This is a genomic window from Klebsiella sp. ZJOU C1, from assembly GCF_035620215.1.
Taxonomy (GTDB): domain Bacteria; phylum Pseudomonadota; class Gammaproteobacteria; order Enterobacterales; family Enterobacteriaceae; genus Klebsiella; species Klebsiella variicola.
The window spans coordinates 1,252,059-1,275,878 of record NZ_CP141644.1; the positions used below are offsets into that span (position 1 = coordinate 1,252,059).

Genomic DNA, 23,820 nt, shown 5'->3' on the forward strand with positions numbered 1-23,820 from the left:
TGTGGTTGGGATTGTTGTTGAGACTAACTCGCTGAGTCTGCCAAAAGGGATGACGGAAACCGGACAGGCAGCTACATCCTGGGTGAAGTATGCGCAGGACAACAATCTTTCGCCGGAGCAGGTACAGGCCGGGTTAAAGGATATCGTTCGCGGCGACTTGCCGGAAAGCGCGGATATTATCAAAGCCATTCTGAGTAATAGCCCGGGCTCGGATACAGTAATGGCGTTGCTGACAGCGGAAGAGGCGAAGGATTATGCGCTGGCTCTGCTGACGTCAATCCCGGCAGAAAAAGCGTTATCGTTAGCGGGTAAAGCAGCCGGTATTATTGATAACACAATACTGATTAGAGCAGCGGAGAAGATCTCGACGGCTAAGCCGGGTAAACAATTTACAGCGCCGAGGGATTTGAATGAACAGATGGTGTGGAAGCAGGTTGAATCCAATCCTTCACAAGGGCAAATACTTGACGGTATGAATAAAGATCCTCGATTCCCTACATCGGCTGGCTTCCAGAAAATGCAGGTTAACCATGAATTACCAGATGGTTCAAATATAACAATTCACTATCAGTATAATTCAGTGACGGGTAAAGCATACGATATGAAGATTACAAGTCCTCAACCGAATCCATTACAACCAGGTCCATCACTGAGGGATAAGCAATGAAAATAAGACCTTATAACTCATCTAATGTTATTGATATTTATGCTATTTACTGGAGTGGTAAGGACACTCTTTTTTTGGGAATGCCAAAAGGACATTGTGGGTTAATTGCATATAACTCACAAAAAGTAGATATAGTAGATCCTGATATCTCTGGAGAACTTACATACTTTAATAATAACTACTCTGGCATTTACCACTGGGCACTAATTAAGGACAGGTTACTTGATGATTTACTCGAAAATGATGAAACGGCCTATGAACGCTTCCTTGAAATCGTGAAAGCTGAAGGTCTGGTTGATCCCGATTTTTATTAACTGCAAAAGATCCCGACTTCAGCGCCGGGATCTTTTTTACCCGTCAATTACGACAGCACGCAGAGCAGCCTCAGCGGTGGCCTGGGTTACACCTTCGGCGCCGGGTCGTGGTCAGGAAGCCTGAATGCCAGTCGTGACAAAATGACCAGTGACTGGTCTTCGGTGCAGGAGCAGAGCGGGATATTTGCCGGTCAGGGCGGCTTTGATGTCACTGTGGGCAGCCACACGCAGCTGAATGGCGGGGTGATTGCTGCCACAGGAAGCGCAGATAAAAACAGCCTCGATACCGGCACGCTGGGTTTCAGCGATATCCACAACCAGGCGGATTATAAAACGCAGCACCAGGGAGTGGGTATCAACACCGGGGCAGTACCGGCGCACAGTTTGCCGGGAACATGACCAGCGCCCTGCTGGCGGGTGGCGGCAACAGCGGTCATGCGGAAGGTACGACGCAGTCGGCGGTATCCGAGGGCACTATCACCATCCGTGACCAGGCCAGCCAGAAGCAGGACGTGGCTGACCTGAGTCGCGACACGGAACACGCCAGCGGCAGTATCGGGCCGATATTTGACAAGGAGAAGGAGCAGCGTCGCCTGCAGGAAGTGCAGCTGACAGGGGAGATTGGCAGCCAGGCGGCAGATATTGCGCGCACGCAGGGCGAGATAGCAAAACAGAAGGCGATAAAAGACCCCGCAGCCCTGACGGCGGCGGAAGCGAAGCTGAAGGCAGAGGGTAACAGCAGTCCGACGGCAGAACAGATTGCGGACCAGGCGGGTCGTACCGCGATGGCTGCATACGGAACCGGCAGTGACCTGCAGCGGGGTATCCAGGCAGCCACGGCAGCGCTGCAGGGACTGGCGGGCGGTGATATCGCCGGGGCGCTGGCAGGGGCATCGGCGCCGGAGCTGGCGAATCTTATCGGTCACGGTTCAGGGCTGAGTGACGGTGCCGCGATGGTGGCGCACGCTATCCTGGGCGGTGCGGTGGCGGCGCTGCAGGGCAACAGTGCGGCGGCGGGCGCAGCAGGTTCGGCAGCAGGTGAACTGGCCGCGAAGGCAATAGCGGGCATGCTGTACCCGGATGTGACGGATTTGTCCACACTGACAGAAGCACAGATGCAGACTGTGAGTACGCTGGCCACTATTTCAGCGGGGATGGCAGGCGGTCTGGCCGGGAACAGTACGGCGTCAGCCGTGGCGGGCGCTCAGGCCGGGAAGAACGCGGTTGAGAATAACTCGCTGGCGCATGTGCTGGCAGCGATAGAGGCCAACAAGCCGGGAACAGTTGAGTCATGGACAAAAGAGCAGCAGGAGCAAATCAGGGAAGCGTGCAGTGGTGGAACGCCGGTGTCATGCGAAACGGCAGTAGCCGCAATAGGTAGTGCAATGGCATGGCCATTATTACCGGGAGCAGCAGCTACAACCAGCCTGATAGGTGCTGGAGCTAATGCTGGAGTGGGCCTTCTGATTAACGGTGAAGTAAATCCAAATGACGTTATTCTGGGATACTGGACCGGCGCATTCACAGCAGGAACCGGAGTGTGGGGAACGATGGCAGTTAATGCTGGTAGTGGTGCCACATCAAATTATCTCAAAGGTGATGATCCTCTGAAAGGTGGATTGATCAGCGGGGCTGCTTCCGGGCTGGGTTATGGTGCAGGTAAACTGGTTGAATTACCGTTTGATAAAGTCCTTAATCCAATGAAGCCATGGAAAGATTGGATCTGGACAGATGTTGGAATGGGGATATCCAAACCTCTGCCGATTAATCCAGTGCCCGGCGTTGCTGGCAACATAACTGGTTCAGTCACAACAGAATATGGCAATGATCAAGCAGGAAAAACAACGGAGGGGCAGAAATGAAATTTTCACTCTCAAAATGGCTTTTGAGCCTGCTCTACTTAGTGATTGCTTTACCTATTGGAATATTTATTGCAACGGTTGCCACTCAAATTTTAATAAAATTATTTTATTTTAGTACTAGCGGATTGACTGTGGATTTATTATCCATCGATTATGTGAAAATTTTGAAAGGCAGCGTTGTTGGTGGCGTTATTGGAGCTATAGGTTGCTGGTTTGTGTACTACCAGCACTATAGGAAAAACAGACGCAAATAACGCTACCCGAGTGAGTTGTTGTAGAGAATAATTTACTTGGCGGTAGTGAAGATGCGCAGGCGGCATGCTTGCGATGTAAGCATCCCGGCAATCGCACCTGGATCTTCTTTTTAGCCGTCAGCACCTGACCGGCTCAATCACAGCCGTTCCTGTTCCATGCTGACCATCACCGGCGTGTCAGTGCTGAATCCCGCTTCTGCCAGCCAGTTACCGCACGACCTGTGTGAAGCGGACCCCACTCAGAGCCAGAGTGCTTCCACGACGGGAAGTACAGGCGACAGCGTGGTGATTGATCCCGGCTACAATAGCCGGAATAACATGATCATTATCACCGCCCATTGATCTGGCCCGCGACAGAAATATCAAAACAAATACGCGGTTATGAAACGACGGGATTGAGGTCATTGAAATAGTTGGTTGTGACCTGGGACCCGGCAGCGGTGGGGGAGACGTTGCATGATATGCCCAATTATCAGAGCTTAGTAGATTATTGCTGGCGTCAAATGGGGTTGGTGAGCCCTTGCCCTTCATCTTCAAATTTTTTCAGGATGACGTAATGATTAAAGCCTATAATACATATTATACCAGTAAACTTTTATCATTATTGTCCAGCTGATTATTTATGAAATGATGACGTTAATATGCAGCAAATGGAGAGGTTAACATGCTTAAAAAAATGTGCTTAATTGCTTTTACATTAGTTATTGCTGGATGTACCAATACCAGTCATCTTTCAGGTGATGTCCATTCTTCAGCCACGGCTGGACGCGTACAACAAGTTTTTTATGGCCAGCTGGTGTCAGTCAGAGCGGTGCAAATTCAGGCGGGTGATAACAGCAATGCGCTTGGCGCTGTCGCCGGAGGTGTCATTGGTGGTGTAGCGGGAAGTGCCGTCGGTGGCGGTTCAGGCCAAAGACTGGCGACGGCGACTGGCGCTGTTGCGGGAGGTTTAGCTGGTCAGGCGGTTCAGGCAAGAATGAATCTTGTTCAAGGGGTCGAGCTTGAAATACGCTTAGATGATGGAAGAACGTTCATGGTCGTACAACGTCAGGGGCCAACGCGATTCTCGGTAGGGCAACGAGTTGCCATTTCATCCGTAGGTGGGCAAACGACAGTATCCCCGCGCTAATTTTAATAGTTAATAACATAAATACCTAATGCCAGCTACGCTTTAAGGCTGGCATGGTAAAAATGGAATATCTCAAATTTAGGGTGTTTTATGAAAAAACCATCTTATTTTTTAAAGGTAATTTGCCTCTTTTTTTCAGGAACACTTATCGCTGGTTGCTCTGTGTTTATGACGAGTATTGGAAACTCGCAAACGATGAATGTCAGTTTTGTTTCAAACCCGCAGACAACCGTTCGATGCCTTAAAACCGGTGCGAAAATTAACGGTTTTATTCTTGATGATAGCCAGTTAACTGATGAGGGTAAGCTTTTCTTAACGAAACAAAATATGAACTCAGCCATTTCGATTATGGTCACGGAAAGTTTAAACGGTACAGGCTTACGGGTTCGTTTTGATAACAGAGATAACATCTTGATCGATGGCTGGAATAAAGCAATCCGATACTGCAGAAGCACGATACCCTAAAAACAAGGATGTCTTTTAAAAGCCGGAATATATCAGGCGTCAAGTCGCTCACCATTCTTATCAGTTTCAGGAAGAGAGGTGAGCTTGAGCGTAACACGCTAATCATGCTGCATGAAAATAAGTAGGCAACGTAGTCAGAAACACGACCATGCGCTGTGAGGCGTGCGAGAGTGCCAGGCTCTGGCCGCAAATCTTTTGCTTGCGGATAGCCTTCTCAGCAGACATATCCTCTCTCTATGATGAGGCCAGCTCGTCGGCCTACGGGAAGGGGGCAGACCAAATAACCGCAATCTGATAACAAAAAGTTTAATTTTTTTCCCCGCCGCGCTGACTATAGTTAGGGCACTTTCACTTGCCCAATAAGGTCACGATTATGAAATTAGTTATCGCCTCCGTAATTTCTCTGCTCAGCTTCAGCGCGCTGGCGGCGCCAGAGGGGACGCTCAGCGTACACATTCTTAATCAGCAAACCGGGCTCCCTTCACCGGGGGTGCAGATTGAGCTGGATAAACAGCAGGGGGAGAGCTGGCAGCATATCGCCACCGGTAAAACGGATGCCGATGGGCGGATTAAATCGCTCTATCCGCAGGCGGAGAATATGGAGCCGGGGGTTTATAAAGTGACGTTTAAAACCGGTGACTATTTTAAAAGCCAAAACATGAATACGTTCTTCCCGGTGGTTCCGGTTATTTTCAATGTTACAAAGCAAAATCAAAAACTGCATATCCCGCTGCTGCTCAGTCAGTACGGATACTCTACCTACCGCGGCAGCTGATGACGCAAGCTGCTATCCAGCCAACGCCTGCGCCTCTTCCGCAGGCGTCACGCTTTCCTCGCACCACGATGTCCACGCCTAACGTTCGGTCTCTTTCTCTTTAAAGTGTTTAACAGCTTCGTCGTACATCGCCAGCAGGCCGGAAATTTCGCCTTCATATTGCGGCACGCGCTGGGCGCGAACGAGCTCAATCAGCAGCGCATAGGCTGCTTCTTCCGGGGCCGCATGTGGATTGATCAGTCCAGACATATCACCTCCTTAACAGTGGGCTTTTAGCCTACCCCTCGGCGGGAAAACGCAACAGCCTGATATGCAACCAGTACTTCTTATATGGCTCTTGTGAAACCTCAGAGGCGAAGACCACGGCGGAAATCAATTGAAGGAGGGGTTATCCAGACCACTGGCGTGGCGGTTAGCGGTGCATCTACACCGGCAGCAGGCTCATCATCAGCCAGGCGATGGTAATGCAGATGAGGGTCATCGACAGCACAAAATTCATGGTAGCTCTTCTTCATCCTTTCTTTACTCAGCGTAAATTTTGACAGCGATGATCGCCTTTATCCTTGGCGATTTGTGCCGCTATCCGGCGGTGGGCTGGGGAAAGACGGCCTGTTTCCCCGTGAAGGCCAGTAAAATATCCTCTTTGTCAGGGTTATAGTGATGACATCAATGAATAAGCGGCATCACATTGGTTATGTTGGTCTTTCCGCCTGAAGAATGACTTCAGGTCGCTGATAAGCTTGCTGGGGGACTAACAGGATGAGCACTACACCGTTAACGCTTTCTTTTGCCGGGCAACAACCGCCCATCGCCCTGCCGCAGGTGCCGGGAACGCGGGGGCCGGTGGGAGTCGACATGCGCGGGCTAAATCAGTCCGGATTCTGCAGCTATGACCCCGGCTTCGCCAATACCGCCGGATGCCAGTCGGCGATCTCGTGGATCGATACGGAAAACAGCGTGCTGCTGCACCGCGGCTATCCGGTAGATCAGCTGGCTCGCCAGTGCGATTTTCTCGAAGTGGCCTACATCATGCTGAACGGTGACGCGCCGGATGAGGCCAGCTATCAAACCTTTCGCGAGACCATCACCCGCCATACTCTGGTCCACGAGCAGATAGCCCGCATGTGCAGCGGCTTTCGTCGCGATTCGCACCCGATGGCGCTGATGTGCGCCCTGGTGGGGGCGCTGGCGGCGTTCTATCATGATGTCCTGGATGTGGAAAATCCGCAGCACCGGGCGCTGGCCGCCACCCGGCTGCTGTCGAAAATGCCCACTATCGCCGCCATGAGCTACAAGTACACCATTGAACAACCCGCCGCGTATCCGCGCAACGATCTCTCCTATGCCGGAAATTTCCTGCAGATGCTGTTTGCTATCCCGGCGGAGAAATATGTTCTGAATCCGGTCATCGAGCAGGCGATGAACCAGATCCTGGTGCTCCATGCCGATCACGGGCAGTGCGCCTCGACCACCACGGTGCGTGCGGCGGGCTCCTCCGGGGCGAATTTATTCGCCTGCGTCGCCGCCGGGCTGGCGTCGCTGTGGGGGCCAATGCACGGTGGCGCCAATGAATCGAGCATGCGAATGCTGGAGGAGATTGAAAGCGTCGATCAGGTTCCGGCGTTTCTGCGCCAGGCGAAGCGCGATCCGCAGGCATTTCGCCGGCTGGGTTTTGGCAACTCGCGCTACCGTCACCGCGATCCGCGCGCCGGGATCCTGCGTGAAACCAGCCATCGGGTACTGGCGGAGGTAGGCATGTCCGACCGTTTGCTACAGGTGGCGATGGCCCTTGAGGACGTGGCGCTGACCGACCCCTATTTTGTGGACAATGGCCTGTCGCCGAGCGTGGATTTCTATACCGCGGTGATCCTCAAGGCGATGAATCTGCCTTCGTCGATGTTTGCGGTGGTCACCGCGGTCGGTCGGACGGTCGGTTGGGTGGCGCACTGGAACGAGATGCACCAGGCGCCGCTGACCATCTACCGGCCACGGCAGATTTACGTTGGCGAGGGCTATCGGGATTACGTCTCCCGACGCGGCGAGCAGTCTGCTGGCCCAAGGTAATGCGTACGGGCAGGAGGCGCGCGGCGTCTTCCTGCCCAGGCGGGGTGCTACTTAGACATGCCGGGAGAGCAGATAGTGCTCGACGGCGGTATATTCGGTTAACCGGGTATACAGCGCCAACAGGGCGCTGAGAAAAGCGCCTACCTCACAGGCTTGCGGCCCGGGTGTGGCGAGTAATGGCTGTAGCGTAGCTCTCAGTTGATCAAGGTCAGACTTCAGCACATACGGTATATGCAGGGTGCTGAGGATGGCTTCAGTCTGCTGGAAATCGTGACGAGATGGCAACGCCTCGTCTGCGCTTAGCCAGCTCAGGATAATCAACATAAGGCGATTTTTAGCGTAGAGATACGATTTCATGGCCTGTCTCCTGTCGGTAGTGGCGCAACACCATCCCCTGAACTTTGTTCATCAGTTCCACGTTATTTTTCACCGCCAGCTTGCTAAGGACGCGTGAACGGTAGTAGTAGACCCGTTTGATCGTGAGCTGCATGGTGCTGGCCACGTGACACAACGGCATTCCCCCCATCAACAGGCTGATTAAAAAAGTTTCCTTACGGGTCAGGTTATAGCTGTCAGGTATGGCGATATAGAGCTTGTCGGCGGGGGGCGACGTCCAGCGCGGAGCGCGGGCAAGCGCCGTACTGAGCCCGGCAAAACTGGTGATGAACTCTGCGCCGAGCACAATGGCGAGGCTGCTTTCGAGCTCGCTCAACGGGTAGCCTGATTTGGCAAAAATAAAGATCCGGATCAGGGGATTAAACGATTTTAAACTGAGCGCGACCTGCAGTACTTCGATGCTGACGCTGCTGTAATCAATAAGGATGGTGCTTAACCGGGCTCCGGCATCGGTCGCAAAAAAAGTATAGAACATCTCACTCTGTCCGCTAAACGGGTAACAGAGCATTTCTTTAATATCCAGAGGCTTGCTGTTTGGTTCATTAATATACGCCTTCAGCGCAATATTAAAATATTCTGAATCCGCAATGCAGATCAACATAATGACCTCCTGGCATAAATACGCTGTGCATGCTGTCCTGCCTGATTCGACAATTTACTGTAGAGAATACCCGTCTGAAATAACATACTCCCTGCGCTTTCAATCGAGGGGGGAGAACGTGGGAGGAGGTGGTTAATAATGAGGGTGAGATATTTAGATCGCATTTTGTGAATATTTTATAGAAAACATATAATAAAAATTATCATTTATTTACAATGAGTTATGCTTTTATTGTGCATTTGTTTTATTTCTTTTTCAGAGTGGCGTTAAGACTTTTCTATAAAAAGTAGAAATGGTCCTGGTGGCGAATTTGAATAATAAACAATGAAGTGAGTAGGATGTCAGTGCAGGGAAGGGGTTAAAAGATAACTGGTTAATCCAATGGAATGAGCATTAATAAATTGTACGTATAAAGTACGCCAGGGGTATTTCCTGAACGATTCTCCATAAGCGTGGTGATGAGGAGTGAATATGAAAAAATACAGCAGAGGAATGGCATCTTTCGTGGTGATGATGATGCTTTCTCCGGTAGCGGCACAGGCTGCTGATGGCAAAGTCACCTTTAATGGTGAAGTCATCGAAAATACTTGTACGGTAGTGAATAAAGATAAGACGGTGACCCTGCCGACGGTCCAGCGTTCAGCGCTCAGCAGCGCGGGTGAGACGGCGGGCGTGGTTCCCTTCACCATCGATCTGACGAGCTGCACCCCAGGGGCTGATGTCTCGGTGTACTTCGAGAAAGATCAATACGTTTCCACGGAGGGCCGACTAAAAAATACCCTGTCTGACGGCACGGAAGCAGAAAACGTCGATGTGGAACTGCTGAACACCCGGTTTACGCCGATTAACCTCGCGGAGACCCCGGCGGTCGCTGCAGACGGCACCATTGCTCGCCCGGACGTGATCCCGGTGGCGGTGGCTGAGCAGGATGGTTCCGCCTCGCTGCCTTTCTATGCCCGCTACTATGCGACCGACGCCGCTACGGCTGGAAAAGTCGCTACCTACGTCAACTTTACGGTGGTCTATCCGTAAACCCTGTCCACGGCCCCGCTCAGGGGCCGTTTATCCACCCGGCAAGGAGGAGGTGAATATGCGGCGTATGGTTCTGGCATGGCTGCTGTCCTGCATTTTACCCTCGGCGGACGCCAGCATGGTTATTGACGGCACACGGATTATTTTTCCCGGCGACAAAAAAGAGATCGCCGTCCGGGCCACCAATATGGGGGAGACCCCCTCTCTGACGCAGGTCTGGGTCGACGATGGCCGCGTGCAAAATCAACCGGAAAAAGATTCGGCGCCGTTTATTGTGCTGCCGCCGATTGTGCGTATCGAGCCGGGAAAGGGCCAAAGCTGGCGCCTGGTATTCAACGGCAGCCGTCTGCCGCAGGATCGGGAGTCGCTGTTCTGGTTTAATCTGCTGGACATCCCGCCTGAGCCGAAAAACGGCACGGCAATCAATTACCTCCAGCTCGCGATACGGTCGCGTATCAAGCTGTTTTACCGTCCGGCAGGCGTGGCGGCGGAAAAAATGGCGCCGGAGAATGCCCTGCGCTGGGCGCTGTCTCCCACGGGCAATGGGCTGCGGGTGAGCAATGCCTCATCGCGCTATATCACCATCGACAGCATCACCCTTAACGGACAAAAACAGTCCGCTGGCATGGTCGCCCCTTTTTCCTCGCTGGAGATCGCGCTTAAAGGGGTCGCGCTGCGTACGCTGCCGGAGAAATTCAGCTTCACCACCATCAATGATTACGGCGCGGTAGTGAATCATAATTATCCTCAGTAAGGACATTATTATGAAACTCAGGGAGATCAAGTTTGGATTGATGCTGCTCCTTCCCTGGCAGGAGGCATGGGCGGCAGAGGCGTTTAGTTTTAACCGCGCCCATTTGCACGGCGCCGCGCAGGTTGATCTCCAGAAATATCAATACGGTAATCCGCTGCACGCCGGACAGTATCGCAGCACGCTCTCGGTGAATGGCCGGGACCTGGCGGAAGAAACGTTTGTTATCCAGGAACACGATGGCCAGCTTGAGCCCTGCATCTCGCCCTCGCTGTTCGACGCCCTGCAGCTGAAGGACGCCCAGTGGCCGGCGGCGGCCACCTGCCTGCGCTTTTCGCAGATCAATAAGGCGATCGGCTGGGAGTATGACAGCGGGGAAAACGTCCTGCGGGTGAATATGCCCCAGGCGCTACTGCAACCCCATTATCGGGGGGCGGTGAACCTGAAGAAGGTGGATAGCGGCGTGCCCGCCGCAGTGCTGCGCTATCAGGCCAACAGCTATCAGAGCATCGTCGACGGGGATAGCAGCAGCCATCATTATCTCGGGCTGGATGCCAGCCTGCGCGCCTTTGGCTGGCGTTTACATCACCAGTCCAGCTACCAGGCGCAGGAGGGGAATACACACTGGGATAGCATTGCCACCTGGGCTGAGAGAAGTGTAGTGAACTGGGCGTCCACGTTACGGCTGGGTCAGGGATGGACCGACGGAACCTTCTTTGACAGCGTCAGTTTTATCGGCGGCAGGCTGGCTACCGATGTGCGCATGCTGCCGGGCTCCCGCCGCGGCTTTGCGCCGTCGGTTAGCGGCGTGGCGCGCACCAATGCCCGCGTGACGGTCACCCAGAACGGCGCCCTGTTGTACGAGGCCACGGTTCCGCCGGGCAAATTCACCTTTAACGATCTCTATCCCACCAACGCCGGCGGCGATTTACAGGTAACGATCCATGAGGCGGACGGCAGTCAGGAGACCTTTACCGTGCCGTACGCCGCGCTGCCTGGCCTGGTGCGGGCAGGCGCGGTCTACTATGACCTGTCGCTGGGCTATCTGGATGAGGACGGGAGCGCCGGGCGGCCGGGATTTGGCGAAGCCACAGTGCAGTACGGCTTCAATGACTATGTCAGCGGCTATACCGGCGCCAACGCGACGACGGATTATTACTCGACGCTGGTCGGCAGCGCCTTCAATACCTACTGGGGGGCGCTGGCGGTCGATCTTTCCCGTTCTGCGGCGAAGGGCAGGGAACGCGGCTGGCAGGAGGGGTATCGCTGGCGGGTATCCGCATCAAAATCCTTCGCGTCCGATACGCGGATGCTGGTCTCGATGAGCCACAGCAACGACGGCAACTATCGTTCCATTCGCGACGCCGTCCGGGAGCACGACCGTCACCCCAACGACTGGCGGGAGATGACCCGCTACAGCGCGACGTTGTCTCAGCAGGCCGGCAGCGGCAGCCTGTCGTTTAACGGAATCTGGAGTGAGGATGTCCGCCACCACCGCTGGCGCTCCTATCAGCTGGGGTACGCCAACCGCTATGGTCAGCTCAATTACTACCTGTACGCCCAGCAGAGTCAGGATATTCATCACCGCAATAATCAGGTGGTGGGCGTCTCCTTTTCGCTGCCGTTCGGGCAGGCGGGCAGCCTGACTACCCGCTTTAACCATGATAAGAACTACGGCGGCCAGCTGCAGTCCAGCTATACCGGCAGCGCTGGCGAGAAAAATGCCTTTAGCTATGGCCTGACCGCCAGCTACGACATGCCGCGGGAGAACCCGCTCGAGGCCAGCGTTGGGGGCAACGGTAGCCTGCGTACGGATTATGCGTACCTGAATGCCAGCGCCAGCGCCGGTCGCCACCAGCAGCAGTACTCGCTGGGGGCATCGGGCGCCCTGGTGGCGCATCAGGGCGGAATGACCGCCACCCCCGAACTGGGGGAAACCTTCGCCATTGTGGAAGCGCCCGGCGCGGCGGGCGCTCGGGTGGCAAACCGCCTCGGACAGCCGATAAACCGCCAGGGTTTTACGATCATCCCTTACCTCGATCCTTTTACCGATAACTGGCTGGATCTCGATCCGCAGGGTCTGAACGACCATGTGGAGATTGTCTCCAGCAGCACGACGGTGGTGCCCGATTCGGGCGCGGCGGTGAAGGTCAAATTTGTCACGCGTACCGGCTATCCCTGGTTTGCCCATGTCACGCTGCCGGATGGCGCGGCGCCCCCGCTGGGCGCGGAGGTGTTTGACGACAGCGGTCGGGCGGTTGGCGCCGTCGGTCAGGGCGGGCTGCTGTATGCCCGGGTGCCGCAGGCCGACGGCAGCGTCTCGGTAGTATGGGGCGAACGCAGCGGGCAACGCTGCCGGTTGGCCTATGCCATCCGTGGCGACGCGGCGCAACAGGTTAGCCGCGGTACGCCGCATCAGGTCTGCCGGCCGGGAATAAAGGAGAAGTAATATGAAAAAAATCATCGCATCAGGGGTACCGCTTCTGCTGGCCGGCGGATACTGCGCCTCGCTGTCGGCAGCGTGCCAGATGGTCAGTGGCAAAACTATCGAGTATTCAGTGAACGTCAGCCAGGCCAGTATCAACCTTGACGTCAGCAATCGCCCCATCGGCTCCCTGCTATACAGCTACGGAGGGATGATTATCACTAATAACGAACGCTGGGAGATCGCCTGCAGCGGCAGCGAGCCCGGCGGGTTTCAGAGCATCGGCGGCTCACGGGTCGGCCCGGCGGGAGACGGCAAGCCCGGGGATATCTACAGCATCGACCGCCTGCCGGGCATTGGTTACAGCTTCCAGATGGGGGAACAGGATGGCATTAATTTCGATCCCCTGTTCACGGCCTGGCCCTCAGCGCCGGTATTTTCCGGCCAGCGCGCATTTCAGGCGGAAAATAAAAAACCGACCATCTATTTCTGGCGGATTGCCGATAACGGCGGTCTACCGCCGCCGGGCGAGTATTGCCTTAACGATTACCTTGGCGATATTTATCTTGGCGGAGTACAGGCGATGCGCTTTAGCGTCAGTGGGCTCTGTATTCAGGTCAAATCACCCACCTGCAAGATTACTGACGACAGTAAAAACATTAACGTCTTCCTCGGGCGGCATAACAAAACCGCGTTTACCGGGCTCAACAGCACCACCGCCCCGGTTCCTTTTAACATCAACCTGACGAACTGTGAAAATGTCGGCAGCGTGTTTATGCAGTTTAACGCGACGGTGGACAGCGCTGTCGCCGCCAACGAGGTGATTAAAATCGATGACCAACCTGAAGGCGCATCCGGACTTGGCGTGCAAATCCTCAGTGCCGGCGGCGCGCTGGTGCCGCTAAACCAGGTGAGCCAGGTCTGGTCCGGGAATAAAGGCAGTCAGACGAACTATCGTTTATCCTATCAGGCCCGCTATATCCAGACGCAGCCCGCAGTGACTGCGGGCGAGGCGAACGCCAGCGCGACCTTCGTGGTGACTTATAACTGATCGGCCTGACGGCGTGGCGTCGTCAGGCATGCGCCAGTAAAGGAAACATCAACTTCCTGTCTTTAAACAGGTTTTCCTTCTGGTCATAGACGAAGAGGATATCTTCTCCCTCTATTTTCTCATACTCGCCGAGCCGGTCTTCATTAGGGGTAAAACCGAGGATGGCCTGGTAAACATGGTCATCGGCCAGTTCGTTGACCAGCGTCGACAGGCTCTTACCCTCCTCGCAGAAGAGGTCAAAGCAGATCAGCACCGGACCGTTTTGCATGGCGATGACCACTGCCTCATTTTTTGCCGAGTAATAAACAAAATGCTTCATAAAGGCTGAGCAGTAAAACATCAGCAGGCCAAAGTTATGCTCCACCCGCAGCGGTGAGAACGGGTTGGATTTTTCATAGTAATGGCGGAGCAGGGCGACATCGTCAGCGCTGTCCATATCCAGTTTACGAAAATCACCGGCTCGCGGGGAAACCGGCATAATATATTGATGCTCTTCGCTGCGGGTGAAGCCAAATTTGGGGTAAAAATCCACCGTGGTGGGATTGGCGAATAAAAAGAAGGCGTCCGCCTCCTGCTGCCAGTCCTGCAGGATGTGATGGATAAGCTGGCCGGCTAATCCCTTATTACGGTGGTCCGGTTCGGTCATCACGGTGCCAATCTGAATATAACGCCGGGGCTCGCCCTGCCAGCGCAGGTCGATGATATTGGCCGAGGCGTTAGCGATAACTTTATTGCGTTCGACAAAGGCGTAGGGGATATAGGCGTCGGTCCAGTAACCTTGCTGATACCACTCTTCAAAAGACAGATCAAAAGTCTTAACGGCAAGGTCAATGAAGCTTTTTCTTAATGGGCTATTTTCTCTGACTTGCTTCACTAATTGATAATTCATTGTCATAGTTCCTTCTCACTATGGCTTCTGAAAGCGGCGACGTCGGCAAATGCACTTGCGTCGAATGAGCGCTGTAAACGTAGCATATCTGGGAAAAGGATCCGCAATGTCGATGCTTAACCTTTGCCCCAGTCACAAATAACCGCATGCTGGCCATATCAGACCGGGCTGAACGGCCTGTTTGCGTTTGCTATCGCCATAATAGAGCGTGAGTAAACGAGGCACTGGTCGAGAGGCTGAGGCAAATGTACTGGCGATTTTATCGACAATCGGCCGCGCCGTAGAGGTTAGGTTTATTTATTTATGCATTAAACAGGAAATTTTACGCGATCTGCCTAATAATAGAGTAGCCGTCATCGCAAGGGCTGAAATTACTCAAGGAGCGACGTATAATAACGCCCTTTGTGTCTGAGTATTACCGCACGAATTGGAAAAATATAACATGCAGGATCCGCTACTTTATTTCGCGGTTTTTGCTCAGCTATTATTGAGTGAATTAACAGGATTACTATGTCAAATTTACCCAAATTTTCCCGCGCGCTTTTGCACCCGCGTTACTGGCTGTTGTGGCTGGGAATTGGCTTTTTGTGGCTGCTGGTGCAATTACCGTATCCGGTGATCTACCGTCTGGGAACGGCGCTTGGGCGGCTGGCAATGCGGGTGATGAAAAGCCGCGCGCGGATTGCCAGACGTAATCTCGAACTCTGCTTTCCCGAGATGAGCGCCGCCGACCGCGAGGCGCTGCTGGTGAAAAACTTTGAATCGCTGGGCATGGGGCTGATGGAGACCGGCATGGCCTGGTTCTGGCCGACGCACCGGGTGGCGCGCTGGACCGAGACCAGCGGCGTTAACGAGGTGGTGGAGCTTCTGGAACAAAAGCAGGGCATCTTACTGATCGGTATTCATTTTCTGACCCTCGAAATGGGGGCGCGAATGTATGGCATGTTTACCCCGGGCATTGGCGTCTACCGGCCCAATGATAACCCGCTGATTGACTGGCTGCAGACCTGGGGACGCTTGCGTTCGAACAAGACCATGCTGGATCGAAAAAATCTGAAAGGGATGGTCAGGGCGCTGAAAGAGGGGGAGATCCTCTGGTACGCGCCAGATCACGATTACGGCCCGGCCAGCAGCGTTTTTGCCCCGCTGTTTGCCGTCGAGCAGGCGGCGACCACCACCGGCACCTGGATGCTGGCGAAAATGTCCGGGGCGACGATTGTGCCGTTTGTTCCGCGGCGCAAGCCCAACGGCATGGGGTATGAATTGATCTCTCTGACGCCAGAGCGCACGCCGCCGCTGGCGAGCGCCGAGGTCACGGCGGCCTGGATGAATCAGATTATCGAACAGTGCATCCTGATGGCGCCCGAGCAATATATGTGGCTGCACCGGCGTTTTAAGACTCGCCCGGAAGGGGTACCGCCGCGTTACTGAACGCTTCGGCCGAAAAATAAGCGCATCGGTAGCACGCTCAGTAAATCGCCGTCTATACTGAAAGAGCCTGACTGAAGGCTAATTCCAAGGAGATTGCAGGATGAAAAAAGTGATAGTCGCGTTAGCCCTTTCCGCCGTTGCATTTGGCGCGTCCGCCGCACAGTTGATCACCAAAGAAGAAGTGAAACACTTCAAACTGACCAAGGTCGGACCGATCTCGGTAGGGCCGTCCGGTGGCGAGTTCTCTTCACCTTCCGATCTGCACGATCAGCTCTCTAAGCTGGCCGATGAGAAAGGCGGAAAATATTACGTGATTACCGCCGCGCGCGAGCATGGTCCAAACTTCGAAGCCACAGCGGAAGTGTATAAATAACCTTTTTAAAAGCGTGCCGTAGCGGCGCGCGACGCATTGAGCCTGGAGCGCGTTAAGCCTCCGGGCTCATTTTTTTTCTGCCATCGGAATTGCCTTAGGCAATTGCGGCAGCGGAAATGCGTTTTTATCGCTATATATAAATTTCATGATCACGATGTTAATGAATTATTGCTTTTTATTGTTAATAAAAAGCCAATTCTGACCTAATGCCTGAGGGAGTGACCCCTGGCAAAAATAGGTAGGACAAATGTGTTATCATCGCGCCTTTCCCTTTTTGTCTGGGGCTTTCTTGTATGCTACAACCTGTTGTTCGCGTCGGTGAATGGCTGGTAACCCCCTCTGTAAACCAAATCAGCAGGAAGGGGCGCCAGCTTACCCTTGAACCGCGTTTAATCGATCTTCTGGTCTTTTTTGCCCGCCATCCGGGGGAAGTGCTTAGCCGGGACGAGCTTATCGAAAACGTCTGGACCCGGAACGTTGTGACCAGCCACGTCGTCACGCAGAGTATTTCCGAACTGCGCAAGTCGCTCAAAGACGGCGACGACGTTAGCCTTGAGTACATCGCGACGGTACCCAAACGGGGGTATAAGCTCACGGTGCCGGTGATCTGGTGCACCGAGGAGGGGGAGGAACTCGCCCCGCAGGTGGAGGCGCTGACGCCTTCGTCGTCGACCGCTATTCCCGTGCCACCGGCTGCCGGTGGGCCGCCAGAAGCCCCCGACTCCTCCGCCGATCTTACCGCGCCGGTGACAGCGCCAGCGGCGGCTCCCGCTGTCGCCAGCGCGCCATCGGCCCGCAAACGCCTCACCACCGCCCTGGTGTGGGGGCTGTTCCTGTTGGCTCTGGGCACCTGTGTGGCGCTGGTGGCGCTGTCGAGCATGGAGTCGCGGCCGCCGGTCAACAAGGCGCGGCTGCTGCTCAATCCGCGCGATATCGATATCCACCTGGTCAATGGTAACTCCTGCACCAACTGGTCGTCGCAGCACTCCTACGCGGTCGGCCTGGCCAGCCTGATCACCACCTCGCTGAACACCTTCTCGACCTTTATGGTGCATGACAAAACGGACTACAACATCAATGAGCCGAGCAGCTCCGGGAAAACGCTGACCATTGAGTTCGTCAATCAGCGCCACTATCGGGCGCAGCAGTGCTTTATGTCGGTCCAGCTGGTGGATAACGCCGACAGCTCGACGATGCTGGATAAACGCTACTTTGTGACCAACGACAACCAGCTGACCATTCAGAACGATCTGATGAACAGCCTGTCGGATGCCCTGACGCAACCGTGGCCGGCGCGGATGCAGGCGATGCTCAGGCAATATCAGCCCTCGCAGAGCGTGGCGTTAACCTATTTCTACCAGTCGCATCAGCTGTTAATGAAGGGCGATGTTGATTCATTAAGTAAAGCCAGTAGCCTGCTGGATGATGTGATTAAGCGGGCGCCGGATTTTATTTACGCCTATGCCGAAAAAACGCTGGTGGATGTATTACGCCATTCGCAGCAGCCGCTGGACGATAAACAGCTAGCTGCCCTCTACAGTGAGGTTGAGCGGGTAGGGGAGATGCCGGGTATTAAAGACATGGCGATTTATTATCAAATAAAAGCGGTAGATTCGTTGGGTAAGGGTAAAGTCGACGAAGCGAATACCGCGATTAACAGTGCGATTGATTTAGAGATGTCGTGGCTGAATTATGTGCTGTTAGGCAAAGTCTATGAGATGAAAGGAGAGAACCGACTGGCTGCCGATTCTTACATCACCGCGTTTAATTTACGGCCCGGCGGGGATACCCTGTACTGGATTGAAAACGGTGTTTTCCAGACATCAGTTAATCGGGTGGTACCGTATCTCGACAATTTCCTCTCTTCAGAATAAGTAAACCCTCATCATGCGCAAGGTTTTGGGCATGATGAGGTTAAATTTATGTTTCTCATGAAGCCTCTGGTTGTTATTTGTATTTAGCATTCAGGAGGCTTTGAATAACACTTCAGTAACACTCACATCCCACTCTAACTCCATGTAACTAAACGATGTTTATCTTTTTCTGACACCCTGCTGTCATGTTTATATGTTAAGCGAAAAAGGTCAAAATATCATTTGTCTGATGTTTGTTGTTATTTCACTTTATCTTTAGGACTTATCTCGTACAAATCAGTAATCTTGTTGGCAGTTGGTCGGGTCAATTAATGGTTCTGTATCATGATCTGTACCTCCCAAATAAACTTAGGAGAAAAACAACCATGAGTTCTGCCAAGAAGATCGGGCTATTTGCCTGTACCGGTGTCGTCGCCGGTAATATGATGGGGAGCGGTATTGCATTATTACCTGCGAACCTGGCCAGCATCGGTGGTATTGCCATTTGGGGCTGGGTAATTTCAATTATTGGTGCGATGTCTCTGGCTTATGTTTATGCCCGACTGGCCACTAAGAACCCGCAACAGGGTGGTCCAATTGCCTACGCCGGGGAAATATCTCCCGCATTCGGTTTCCAGACCGGTGTGCTTTATTATCATGCAAACTGGATTGGTAACCTGGCCATCGGGATTACCGCAGTTTCTTATCTCTCAACGTTCTTCCCAATTTTAAATAACCCGGTGCCAGCAGGTATTGCCTGTATTGCCATCGTGTGGATCTTTACTTTCGTTAATATGCTCGGCGGGACCTGGGTCAGCCGTCTGACCACTATTGGTCTGGTACTGGTGCTTATTCCAGTGGTCATGACCGCGGTTGTCGGCTGGCACTGGTTTGATGTCGCCACCTATCAGGCGAACTGGAACACCTCCAGCACCACCGATAGCCACGCGGTCATTAAAAGTATCCTGCTCTGCCTGTGGGCCTTTGTTGGCGTCGAATCCGCCGCCGTGAGTACCGGGATGGTGAAAAACCCGAAACGTACCGTCCCGCTGGCAACCATGCTGGGTACTGCGATGGCCGGTATCGTCTATATCGCCGCGACTCAGGTTATCGCCGGTATGTATCCTGCTTCTCAGATGGCCGCGTCCGGTGCGCCGTTCGCGATTAGCGCCTCTACCATTCTCGGCGGCTGGGCTGCTCCGATGGTTTCCGCTTTCACCGCCTTCGCTTGCCTGACGTCTCTGGGCTCGTGGATGATGCTGGTTGGCCAGGCTGGTGTACGTGCTGCCAACGACGGTAACTTCCCGAAAGTGTATGGCGAAGTCGATAGCAACGGTATCCCGAAAAAAGGCCTGCTGCTGGCCGCGGTGAAAATGACCGCGCTGATGGTACTGATCACCCTGATGAACTCCGCCGGTGGTAAAGCCTCCGACCTGTTCGGTGAACTGACCGGTATCGCGGTACTGCTGACCATGCTGCCTTACTTCTACTCCTGTGTTGACCTGATTCGCTTCGAAGGCATCAACATTCGTAACTTCGTTAGCCTGATTTGTTCGGTACTGGGTTGCGTGTTCTGCTTCATCGCGCTGATGGGCGCAAGCTCCTTCGAACTGGCCGGCACCTTTATCGTTAGCCTGATTATCCTGATGTTCTACGGTCGCAAAATGCACCAGCGCCAGAACAACGCAACGGATAACAACAGCCCCGCTAACGCGCACTAATCAGTAACCCTTTTTCCTGAGGCTCCTTCCATCACCTGTCATCACGCGACGGGAGGGGCTTTCTACATCTGGAGATTTGACTATGAACGTTATTGCAATCATGAATCACATGGGTGTTTACTTCAAAGAAGAACCCATCCGTGAACTGCATCGTGCTCTCGAACGCCTGGACTTCCGTATTGTCTACCCGAACGACCGTGACGACTTATTAAAACTTATCGAAAACAACTCTCGTCTGTGCGGCGTGATCTTCGACTGGGATAAATACAATCTCGAACTGTGCGAAGAAATCAGCAAAATGAACGAGTACATGCCGCTGTACGCGTTCGCTAACACCTACTCGACTCTGGACGTTAGCCTGAACGATCTGCGCATGCAGGTTCGCTTCTTCGAATATGCGCTGGGCGCCGCTGAAGATATCGCGAACAAAATCAAACAGAACACTGATGAATACATCGATACCATTCTGCCGCCGCTGACCAAAGCGCTGTTCAAATATGTACGTGAAGGCAAATACACCTTCTGCACCCCAGGCCACATGGGCGGTACCGCGTTCCAGAAAAGCCCGGTAGGCAGCATCTTCTATGATTTCTTTGGCCCGAATACCATGAAATCCGATATCTCCATTTCGGTTTCTGAACTGGGTTCTCTGCTGGACCACAGCGGCCCGCACAAAGAAGCGGAAGAGTATATCGCTCGCGTCTTTAACGCTGAACGCAGCTACATGGTGACCAACGGTACTTCTACTGCTAACAAAATCGTCGGCATGTACTCCGCGCCGGCCGGCAGCACCGTGCTGATTGACCGTAACTGCCACAAATCGCTGACTCACCTGATGATGATGAGCGACATTACGCCGATCTACTTCCGTCCGACCCGTAACGCCTACGGTATCCTCGGCGGTATCCCGCAGAGCGAATTCCAGCACGCGACTATCGCCAAGCGTGTGAAAGAGACGCCGAATGCGACCTGGCCGGTACACGCGGTGATCACCAACTCAACCTATGATGGTCTGCTGTATAACACCGACTTCATCAAGAAAACCCTGGATGTGAAATCCATCCACTTTGACTCCGCATGGGTCCCTTACACCAACTTCTCGCCGATCTATGAAGGCAAATGCGGGATGAGCGGCGGCCGCGTCGAAGGGAAAGTGATCTACGAAACCCAGTCCACGCACAAACTGCTGGCGGCATTCTCCCAGGCGTCGATGATCCACGTGAAAGGCGACGTAAACGAAGAGACCTTCAACGAAGCCTACATGATGCACACCACCACTTCCCCGCACTACGGGATCGTGGCGTCCACCGAAACCGCGGCGGCGATGATGAAGGGTAACGCCGGTAAGCGTCTGATTGACGGCTCTATTGAACGTTCCATCAAGTTCCGTAAAGAGATCAAACGTCTGAAAGGCGAGTCTGACGGCTGGTTCTTCGACGTCTGGCAGCCGGAGCATATCGATGGTCCTGAATGCTGGCCGCTGCGTTCCGACAGCGCATGGCACGGTTTCAAAAACATCGATAACGAGCACATGTACCTCGACCCGATCAAAGTCACGCTGCTGACGCCGGGGATGAAGAAAGACGGCACCATGGATGACTTCGGTATTCCGGCGAGCATCGTGGCGAAATATCTCGACGAACACGGCATCGTGGTGGAGAAAACCGGTCCGTACAACCTGCTGTTCCTGTTCAGCATCGGTATCGACAAAACCAAAGCGCTGAGCCTGCTGCGTGCGCTGACCGACTTCAAACGCGCGTTCGACCTGAACCTGCGGGTGAAAAACATGCTGCCGTCGCTGTACCGTGAAGATCCTGAATTCTATGAAAACATGCGTATTCAGGACCTGGCGCAGAACATTCACAAACTGATTGAGCATCACAACCTGCCGGACCTGATGTTCCGCGCGTTTGAAGTGCTGCCATCGATGGTGATGACCCCGTATGCCGCGTTCCAGAAAGAGCTGCACGGTCAGACTGAAGAGGTTTATCTCGAAGAGATGGTCGGCCGCGTCAACGCCAACATGATCCTGCCGTATCCTCCGGGAGTGCCGCTGGTGATGCCGGGTGAAATGATCACCGAAGAAAGCCGCCCGGTGCTGGAGTTCCTGCAGATGCTGTGCGAAATCGGCGCCCACTACCCGGGCTTCGAAACCGATATCCACGGCGCCTATCGTCAGGCGGATGGTCGTTACACCGTTAAAGTGCTGAAAGAAGAAAACAACAAGTAATAGACGCACACCAGGGAAGTGGCTTGCCACTTCCCTTTTTTCACGCTGCAAGGAGAACCTATGAAAACACCCTCACAGCCGCGCGCGATTTACTACATCGTTGCGATCCAGATCTGGGAGTACTTCAGCTTTTACGGCATGCGTGCCTTACTCATCCTTTATCTCACCCACCAGCTTGGCTTTGACGACAGCCATGCCATCAGTCTGTTCAGCGCCTACGCATCTTTAGTTTACGTTACCCCTATTCTCGGCGGCTGGCTTGCCGACCGCCTGCTCGGCAACCGCACGGCGGTGATTGCCGGGGCGCTGTTAATGACCCTCGGCCACGTGGTGCTGGGCGTCGAGTCGACCTCCGCATGGAGTCTGTACGTCGCGCTGGCGATCATCATCTGCGGCTACGGCCTGTTCAAATCCAATATCAGCTGCCTGCTCGGCGAACTGTACGCTCACGACGACCCGCGTCGCGACGGCGGTTTCTCGCTGCTGTACGCCGCCGGCAACGTCGGGTCGATCGCCGCGCCCATCGCCTGCGGACTGGCGGCGCAGTGGTACGGCTGGCATATCGGCTTTGCGCTGGCGGGGATCGGCATGTTTATCGGCCTGATGATTTTCTTAAGCGGCAGCCGCCATTTCCGGCATACCCGCGGCGTCGATAAACCGGCGCTGCGGGCAGTGAAATTTGTGCTGCCGACCTGGGGCTGGCTGCTGGTGATGCTGTGCCTGGCGCCGGTGTTCTTCACGCTGCTGCTGCAAAACAACTGGTCCGGCTATCTGCTGGCGATCGTCTGCCTGTTCGCCGCCCAGATGGTGGCGCGGATCATGATCAAAGCCCCGGAGCATCGTCGCGCGCTGTGGCAGATCGTCCTGCTGATGCTCGCCGGAACGCTGTTCTGGGTGCTGGCGCAGCAGGGCGGGAGCTCGATTAGCCTGTTTATCGACCACTTCGTCAATCGTCGCCTGCTGAACTGGGACGTGCCAACCGCGCTGTTCCAGTCGGTCAACGCGGTGGCGGTGATGGCGGCCGGCGTGGTGCTGGCGTGGCTGATGCGCCCGGAAGGCAGCGTGCGTTCGGTGCTGCGCGTCTGGCTGAAATTCGCTTTCGGCCTGCTGCTGATGGGCGGCGGCTTTATGCTGCTGGCGCTCAATGCCCGCCACGGCGCGGCTGACGGCCAGGCCTCGATGGGCATGATGGTCGCCGGGCTGGCGATGATGGGCTTTGCCGAACTGTTTATCGACCCGGTGGCGATGGCGCAAATCACCCGTCTGAACATGCCCGGCGTCACCGGGGTGTTGACCGGGATCTATATGCTGGCCACTGGCGCGGTGGCCAACTGGCTGGCGGGCGTGGTGGCGCAGCAAACCACCGAATCGCAAATTAGCGACACGGCGATTGCTGCCTATCAACATTTCTTCTCGCAGATGGGCGAATGGACTCTCGGCTGCGTGGCGGTGATGGTTGTTATCGCCTTTGCCGCAGCCTGTAGTGTGGGCAAACGCCGTGCGGCTGCCGGTGAAGTTACCGGCGGCGGCGCCTGAC

General features: G+C 54.4%; 22 protein-coding genes and 2 pseudogenes. 19 read left to right on the forward strand and 5 right to left on the reverse strand.

What is annotated here, in order from left to right; translation table 11 throughout:
* Position 1: 1 nt before the first annotated feature.
* From SPE70_RS05915 to SPE70_RS05935, 4 genes and pseudogenes are all read left to right on the forward strand, one after another.
* Positions 2 to 667 carry a hypothetical protein gene (locus SPE70_RS05915; protein ID WP_226544857.1) on the forward strand — a complete coding sequence of 222 codons (666 nt, stop codon included), beginning with the start codon at positions 2 to 4 and terminating at the stop codon, positions 665 to 667.
* Positions 664 to 981 (forward strand): hypothetical protein, encoded by a 318-nt coding sequence (locus SPE70_RS05920; protein ID WP_064166061.1) that lies wholly within the window; start codon positions 664 to 666, stop codon positions 979 to 981. Before SPE70_RS05915 ends, SPE70_RS05920 begins: the two co-directional genes overlap by 4 nt.
* Before the next feature lie 45 nt (positions 982 to 1,026).
* Positions 1,027 to 2,219 (forward strand): annotated as a pseudogene (locus SPE70_RS26390) (VENN motif pre-toxin domain-containing protein); the annotation flags it as partial.
* 620 nt (positions 2,220 to 2,839) lie between these two features.
* Positions 2,840 to 3,097, forward strand: a complete 258-nt coding sequence (locus SPE70_RS05935) for a hypothetical protein (RefSeq protein ID WP_023297152.1) — start codon at positions 2,840 to 2,842, stop codon at positions 3,095 to 3,097.
* 137 nt (positions 3,098 to 3,234) lie between these two features.
* Here the strand turns inward: SPE70_RS05935 and SPE70_RS26395 are convergent, their stop codons facing one another.
* Positions 3,235 to 3,336 (reverse strand): SymE family type I addiction module toxin, encoded by a 102-nt coding sequence (locus tag SPE70_RS26395; RefSeq protein ID WP_071787500.1) that lies wholly within the window; start codon positions 3,334 to 3,336, stop codon positions 3,235 to 3,237.
* 425 nt (positions 3,337 to 3,761) lie between these two features.
* Between SPE70_RS26395 and SPE70_RS05940 the strand changes: the two genes are divergently transcribed.
* From SPE70_RS05940 to uraH, 3 genes are all read left to right on the forward strand, one after another.
* A complete protein-coding gene (locus SPE70_RS05940) occupies positions 3,762 to 4,226 on the forward strand; it encodes an outer membrane lipoprotein (RefSeq protein WP_071787335.1) in 465 nt (154 codons plus the stop codon).
* A 90-nt stretch (positions 4,227 to 4,316) separates the two neighbouring features.
* A complete protein-coding gene (locus SPE70_RS05945; protein ID WP_123797889.1) occupies positions 4,317 to 4,691 on the forward strand; it encodes a hypothetical protein in 375 nt (124 codons plus the stop codon).
* Positions 4,692 to 5,064: 373 nt separating this feature from the next.
* Positions 5,065 to 5,466, forward strand: a complete 402-nt coding sequence (gene uraH, locus SPE70_RS05950) for a hydroxyisourate hydrolase (protein ID WP_008805473.1) — start codon at positions 5,065 to 5,067, stop codon at positions 5,464 to 5,466.
* 78 nt (positions 5,467 to 5,544) lie between these two features.
* On the opposite strand, the gene SPE70_RS05955 is transcribed toward uraH, so the two are convergent.
* Positions 5,545 to 5,715 (reverse strand): hypothetical protein, encoded by a 171-nt coding sequence (locus tag SPE70_RS05955; protein WP_002892370.1) that lies wholly within the window; start codon positions 5,713 to 5,715, stop codon positions 5,545 to 5,547.
* A gap of 324 nt (positions 5,716 to 6,039) precedes the next feature.
* On the opposite strand from SPE70_RS05955, the pseudogene SPE70_RS05960 reads away from it, so the two are divergent.
* Positions 6,040 to 6,180: pseudogene (locus SPE70_RS05960) on the forward strand (hypothetical protein).
* A 45-nt stretch (positions 6,181 to 6,225) separates the two neighbouring features.
* Entirely contained in the window at positions 6,226 to 7,530 is a 1,305-nt protein-coding gene (locus tag SPE70_RS05965) for a citrate synthase (RefSeq protein WP_023339736.1), read from the forward strand.
* A gap of 51 nt (positions 7,531 to 7,581) precedes the next feature.
* Here the strand turns inward: SPE70_RS05965 and SPE70_RS05970 are convergent, their stop codons facing one another.
* Positions 7,582 to 7,887 (reverse strand): hypothetical protein, encoded by a 306-nt coding sequence (locus SPE70_RS05970; protein WP_064170493.1) that lies wholly within the window; start codon positions 7,885 to 7,887, stop codon positions 7,582 to 7,584.
* Positions 7,865 to 8,527: a LuxR C-terminal-related transcriptional regulator gene (locus tag SPE70_RS05975; RefSeq protein WP_008805477.1), complete on the reverse strand. Its 663-nt coding sequence runs from the start codon at positions 8,525 to 8,527 to the stop codon at positions 7,865 to 7,867. Before SPE70_RS05975 ends, SPE70_RS05970 begins: the two co-directional genes overlap by 23 nt.
* Positions 8,528 to 8,998: 471 nt before the next feature.
* Between SPE70_RS05975 and SPE70_RS05980 the strand changes: the two genes are divergently transcribed.
* The 4 genes from SPE70_RS05980 to SPE70_RS05995 are packed head-to-tail and all read left to right on the forward strand — an operon-like array spanning position 8,999 to position 13,786.
* A complete protein-coding gene (locus SPE70_RS05980; RefSeq protein WP_004151792.1) occupies positions 8,999 to 9,559 on the forward strand; it encodes a fimbrial protein in 561 nt (186 codons plus the stop codon).
* Between the two features lie 58 nt (positions 9,560 to 9,617).
* Positions 9,618 to 10,313 (forward strand): fimbrial biogenesis chaperone, encoded by a 696-nt coding sequence (locus SPE70_RS05985; RefSeq protein ID WP_324726509.1) that lies wholly within the window; start codon positions 9,618 to 9,620, stop codon positions 10,311 to 10,313.
* Positions 10,314 to 10,323: 10 nt separating this feature from the next.
* Complete coding sequence (locus SPE70_RS05990) at positions 10,324 to 12,759, forward strand: fimbria/pilus outer membrane usher protein (protein ID WP_064170492.1); 2,436 nt, start codon at positions 10,324 to 10,326, stop codon at positions 12,757 to 12,759.
* Between the two features lies 1 nt (position 12,760).
* Entirely contained in the window at positions 12,761 to 13,786 is a 1,026-nt protein-coding gene (locus SPE70_RS05995; protein WP_008805480.1) for a fimbrial protein, read from the forward strand.
* A 22-nt stretch (positions 13,787 to 13,808) separates the two neighbouring features.
* Here the strand turns inward: SPE70_RS05995 and SPE70_RS06000 are convergent, their stop codons facing one another.
* Complete coding sequence (locus tag SPE70_RS06000) at positions 13,809 to 14,675, reverse strand: GNAT family N-acetyltransferase (RefSeq protein ID WP_012542565.1); 867 nt, start codon at positions 14,673 to 14,675, stop codon at positions 13,809 to 13,811.
* 510 nt (positions 14,676 to 15,185) lie between these two features.
* On the opposite strand from SPE70_RS06000, the gene SPE70_RS06005 reads away from it, so the two are divergent.
* The 6 genes from SPE70_RS06005 (at position 15,186) to dtpD (ending at position 23,819) form a co-directional block, all read left to right on the forward strand.
* Entirely contained in the window at positions 15,186 to 16,106 is a 921-nt protein-coding gene (locus tag SPE70_RS06005; RefSeq protein WP_008805482.1) for a Kdo(2)-lipid IV(A) acyltransferase, read from the forward strand.
* Positions 16,107 to 16,206: 100 nt separating this feature from the next.
* Positions 16,207 to 16,479: a YdgH/BhsA/McbA family protein gene (locus SPE70_RS06010; RefSeq protein ID WP_002892402.1), complete on the forward strand. Its 273-nt coding sequence runs from the start codon at positions 16,207 to 16,209 to the stop codon at positions 16,477 to 16,479.
* A 293-nt stretch (positions 16,480 to 16,772) separates the two neighbouring features.
* Entirely contained in the window at positions 16,773 to 18,353 is a 1,581-nt protein-coding gene (gene cadC / locus SPE70_RS06015; protein ID WP_012968786.1) for a lysine decarboxylation/transport transcriptional activator CadC, read from the forward strand.
* A 365-nt stretch (positions 18,354 to 18,718) separates the two neighbouring features.
* The gene (cadB, locus tag SPE70_RS06020; RefSeq protein ID WP_008805484.1) at positions 18,719 to 20,053 is read left to right on the forward strand and encodes a cadaverine/lysine antiporter; all 1,335 of its coding nucleotides are present in this window, start codon (positions 18,719 to 18,721) and stop codon (positions 20,051 to 20,053) included.
* A gap of 82 nt (positions 20,054 to 20,135) precedes the next feature.
* Positions 20,136 to 22,283 carry a lysine decarboxylase CadA gene (gene cadA / locus SPE70_RS06025; protein ID WP_012968785.1) on the forward strand — a complete coding sequence of 716 codons (2,148 nt, stop codon included), beginning with the start codon at positions 20,136 to 20,138 and terminating at the stop codon, positions 22,281 to 22,283.
* A 60-nt stretch (positions 22,284 to 22,343) separates the two neighbouring features.
* Entirely contained in the window at positions 22,344 to 23,819 is a 1,476-nt protein-coding gene (gene dtpD, locus SPE70_RS06030) for a dipeptide permease DtpD (protein WP_012542563.1), read from the forward strand.
* The last annotated feature ends 1 nt before the right edge of the window (position 23,820 follow it).

Coding starts and splice junctions, on each gene's coding strand:
- SPE70_RS05965 (WP_023339736.1), top strand. CDS start 6,226: ATGAGCACTACACCGTTAACGCTTTCTTTTGCCGGGCAACAACCGCCC.
- SPE70_RS06010 (WP_002892402.1), top strand. CDS start 16,207: ATGAAAAAAGTGATAGTCGCGTTAGCCCTTTCCGCCGTTGCATTTGGC.
- cadB (WP_008805484.1), top strand. CDS start 18,719: ATGAGTTCTGCCAAGAAGATCGGGCTATTTGCCTGTACCGGTGTCGTC.
- SPE70_RS05995 (WP_008805480.1), top strand. CDS start 12,761: ATGAAAAAAATCATCGCATCAGGGGTACCGCTTCTGCTGGCCGGCGGA.
- uraH (WP_008805473.1), top strand. CDS start 5,065: ATGAAATTAGTTATCGCCTCCGTAATTTCTCTGCTCAGCTTCAGCGCG.
- SPE70_RS05985 (WP_324726509.1), top strand. CDS start 9,618: ATGCGGCGTATGGTTCTGGCATGGCTGCTGTCCTGCATTTTACCCTCG.
- cadA (WP_012968785.1), top strand. CDS start 20,136: ATGAACGTTATTGCAATCATGAATCACATGGGTGTTTACTTCAAAGAA.
- cadC (WP_012968786.1), top strand. CDS start 16,773: ATGCTACAACCTGTTGTTCGCGTCGGTGAATGGCTGGTAACCCCCTCT.
- SPE70_RS05955 (WP_002892370.1), bottom strand. CDS start 5,715: ATGTCTGGACTGATCAATCCACATGCGGCCCCGGAAGAAGCAGCCTAT.
- SPE70_RS06000 (WP_012542565.1), bottom strand. CDS start 14,675: ATGAATTATCAATTAGTGAAGCAAGTCAGAGAAAATAGCCCATTAAGA.
- SPE70_RS06005 (WP_008805482.1), top strand. CDS start 15,186: ATGTCAAATTTACCCAAATTTTCCCGCGCGCTTTTGCACCCGCGTTAC.
- dtpD (WP_012542563.1), top strand. CDS start 22,344: ATGAAAACACCCTCACAGCCGCGCGCGATTTACTACATCGTTGCGATC.
- SPE70_RS05920 (WP_064166061.1), top strand. CDS start 664: ATGAAAATAAGACCTTATAACTCATCTAATGTTATTGATATTTATGCT.
- SPE70_RS05975 (WP_008805477.1), bottom strand. CDS start 8,527: ATGTTGATCTGCATTGCGGATTCAGAATATTTTAATATTGCGCTGAAG.
- SPE70_RS05935 (WP_023297152.1), top strand. CDS start 2,840: ATGAAATTTTCACTCTCAAAATGGCTTTTGAGCCTGCTCTACTTAGTG.
- SPE70_RS05980 (WP_004151792.1), top strand. CDS start 8,999: ATGAAAAAATACAGCAGAGGAATGGCATCTTTCGTGGTGATGATGATG.
- SPE70_RS05945 (WP_123797889.1), top strand. CDS start 4,317: ATGAAAAAACCATCTTATTTTTTAAAGGTAATTTGCCTCTTTTTTTCA.
- SPE70_RS05940 (WP_071787335.1), top strand. CDS start 3,762: ATGCTTAAAAAAATGTGCTTAATTGCTTTTACATTAGTTATTGCTGGA.
- SPE70_RS05990 (WP_064170492.1), top strand. CDS start 10,324: ATGAAACTCAGGGAGATCAAGTTTGGATTGATGCTGCTCCTTCCCTGG.
- SPE70_RS05970 (WP_064170493.1), bottom strand. CDS start 7,887: ATGAAATCGTATCTCTACGCTAAAAATCGCCTTATGTTGATTATCCTG.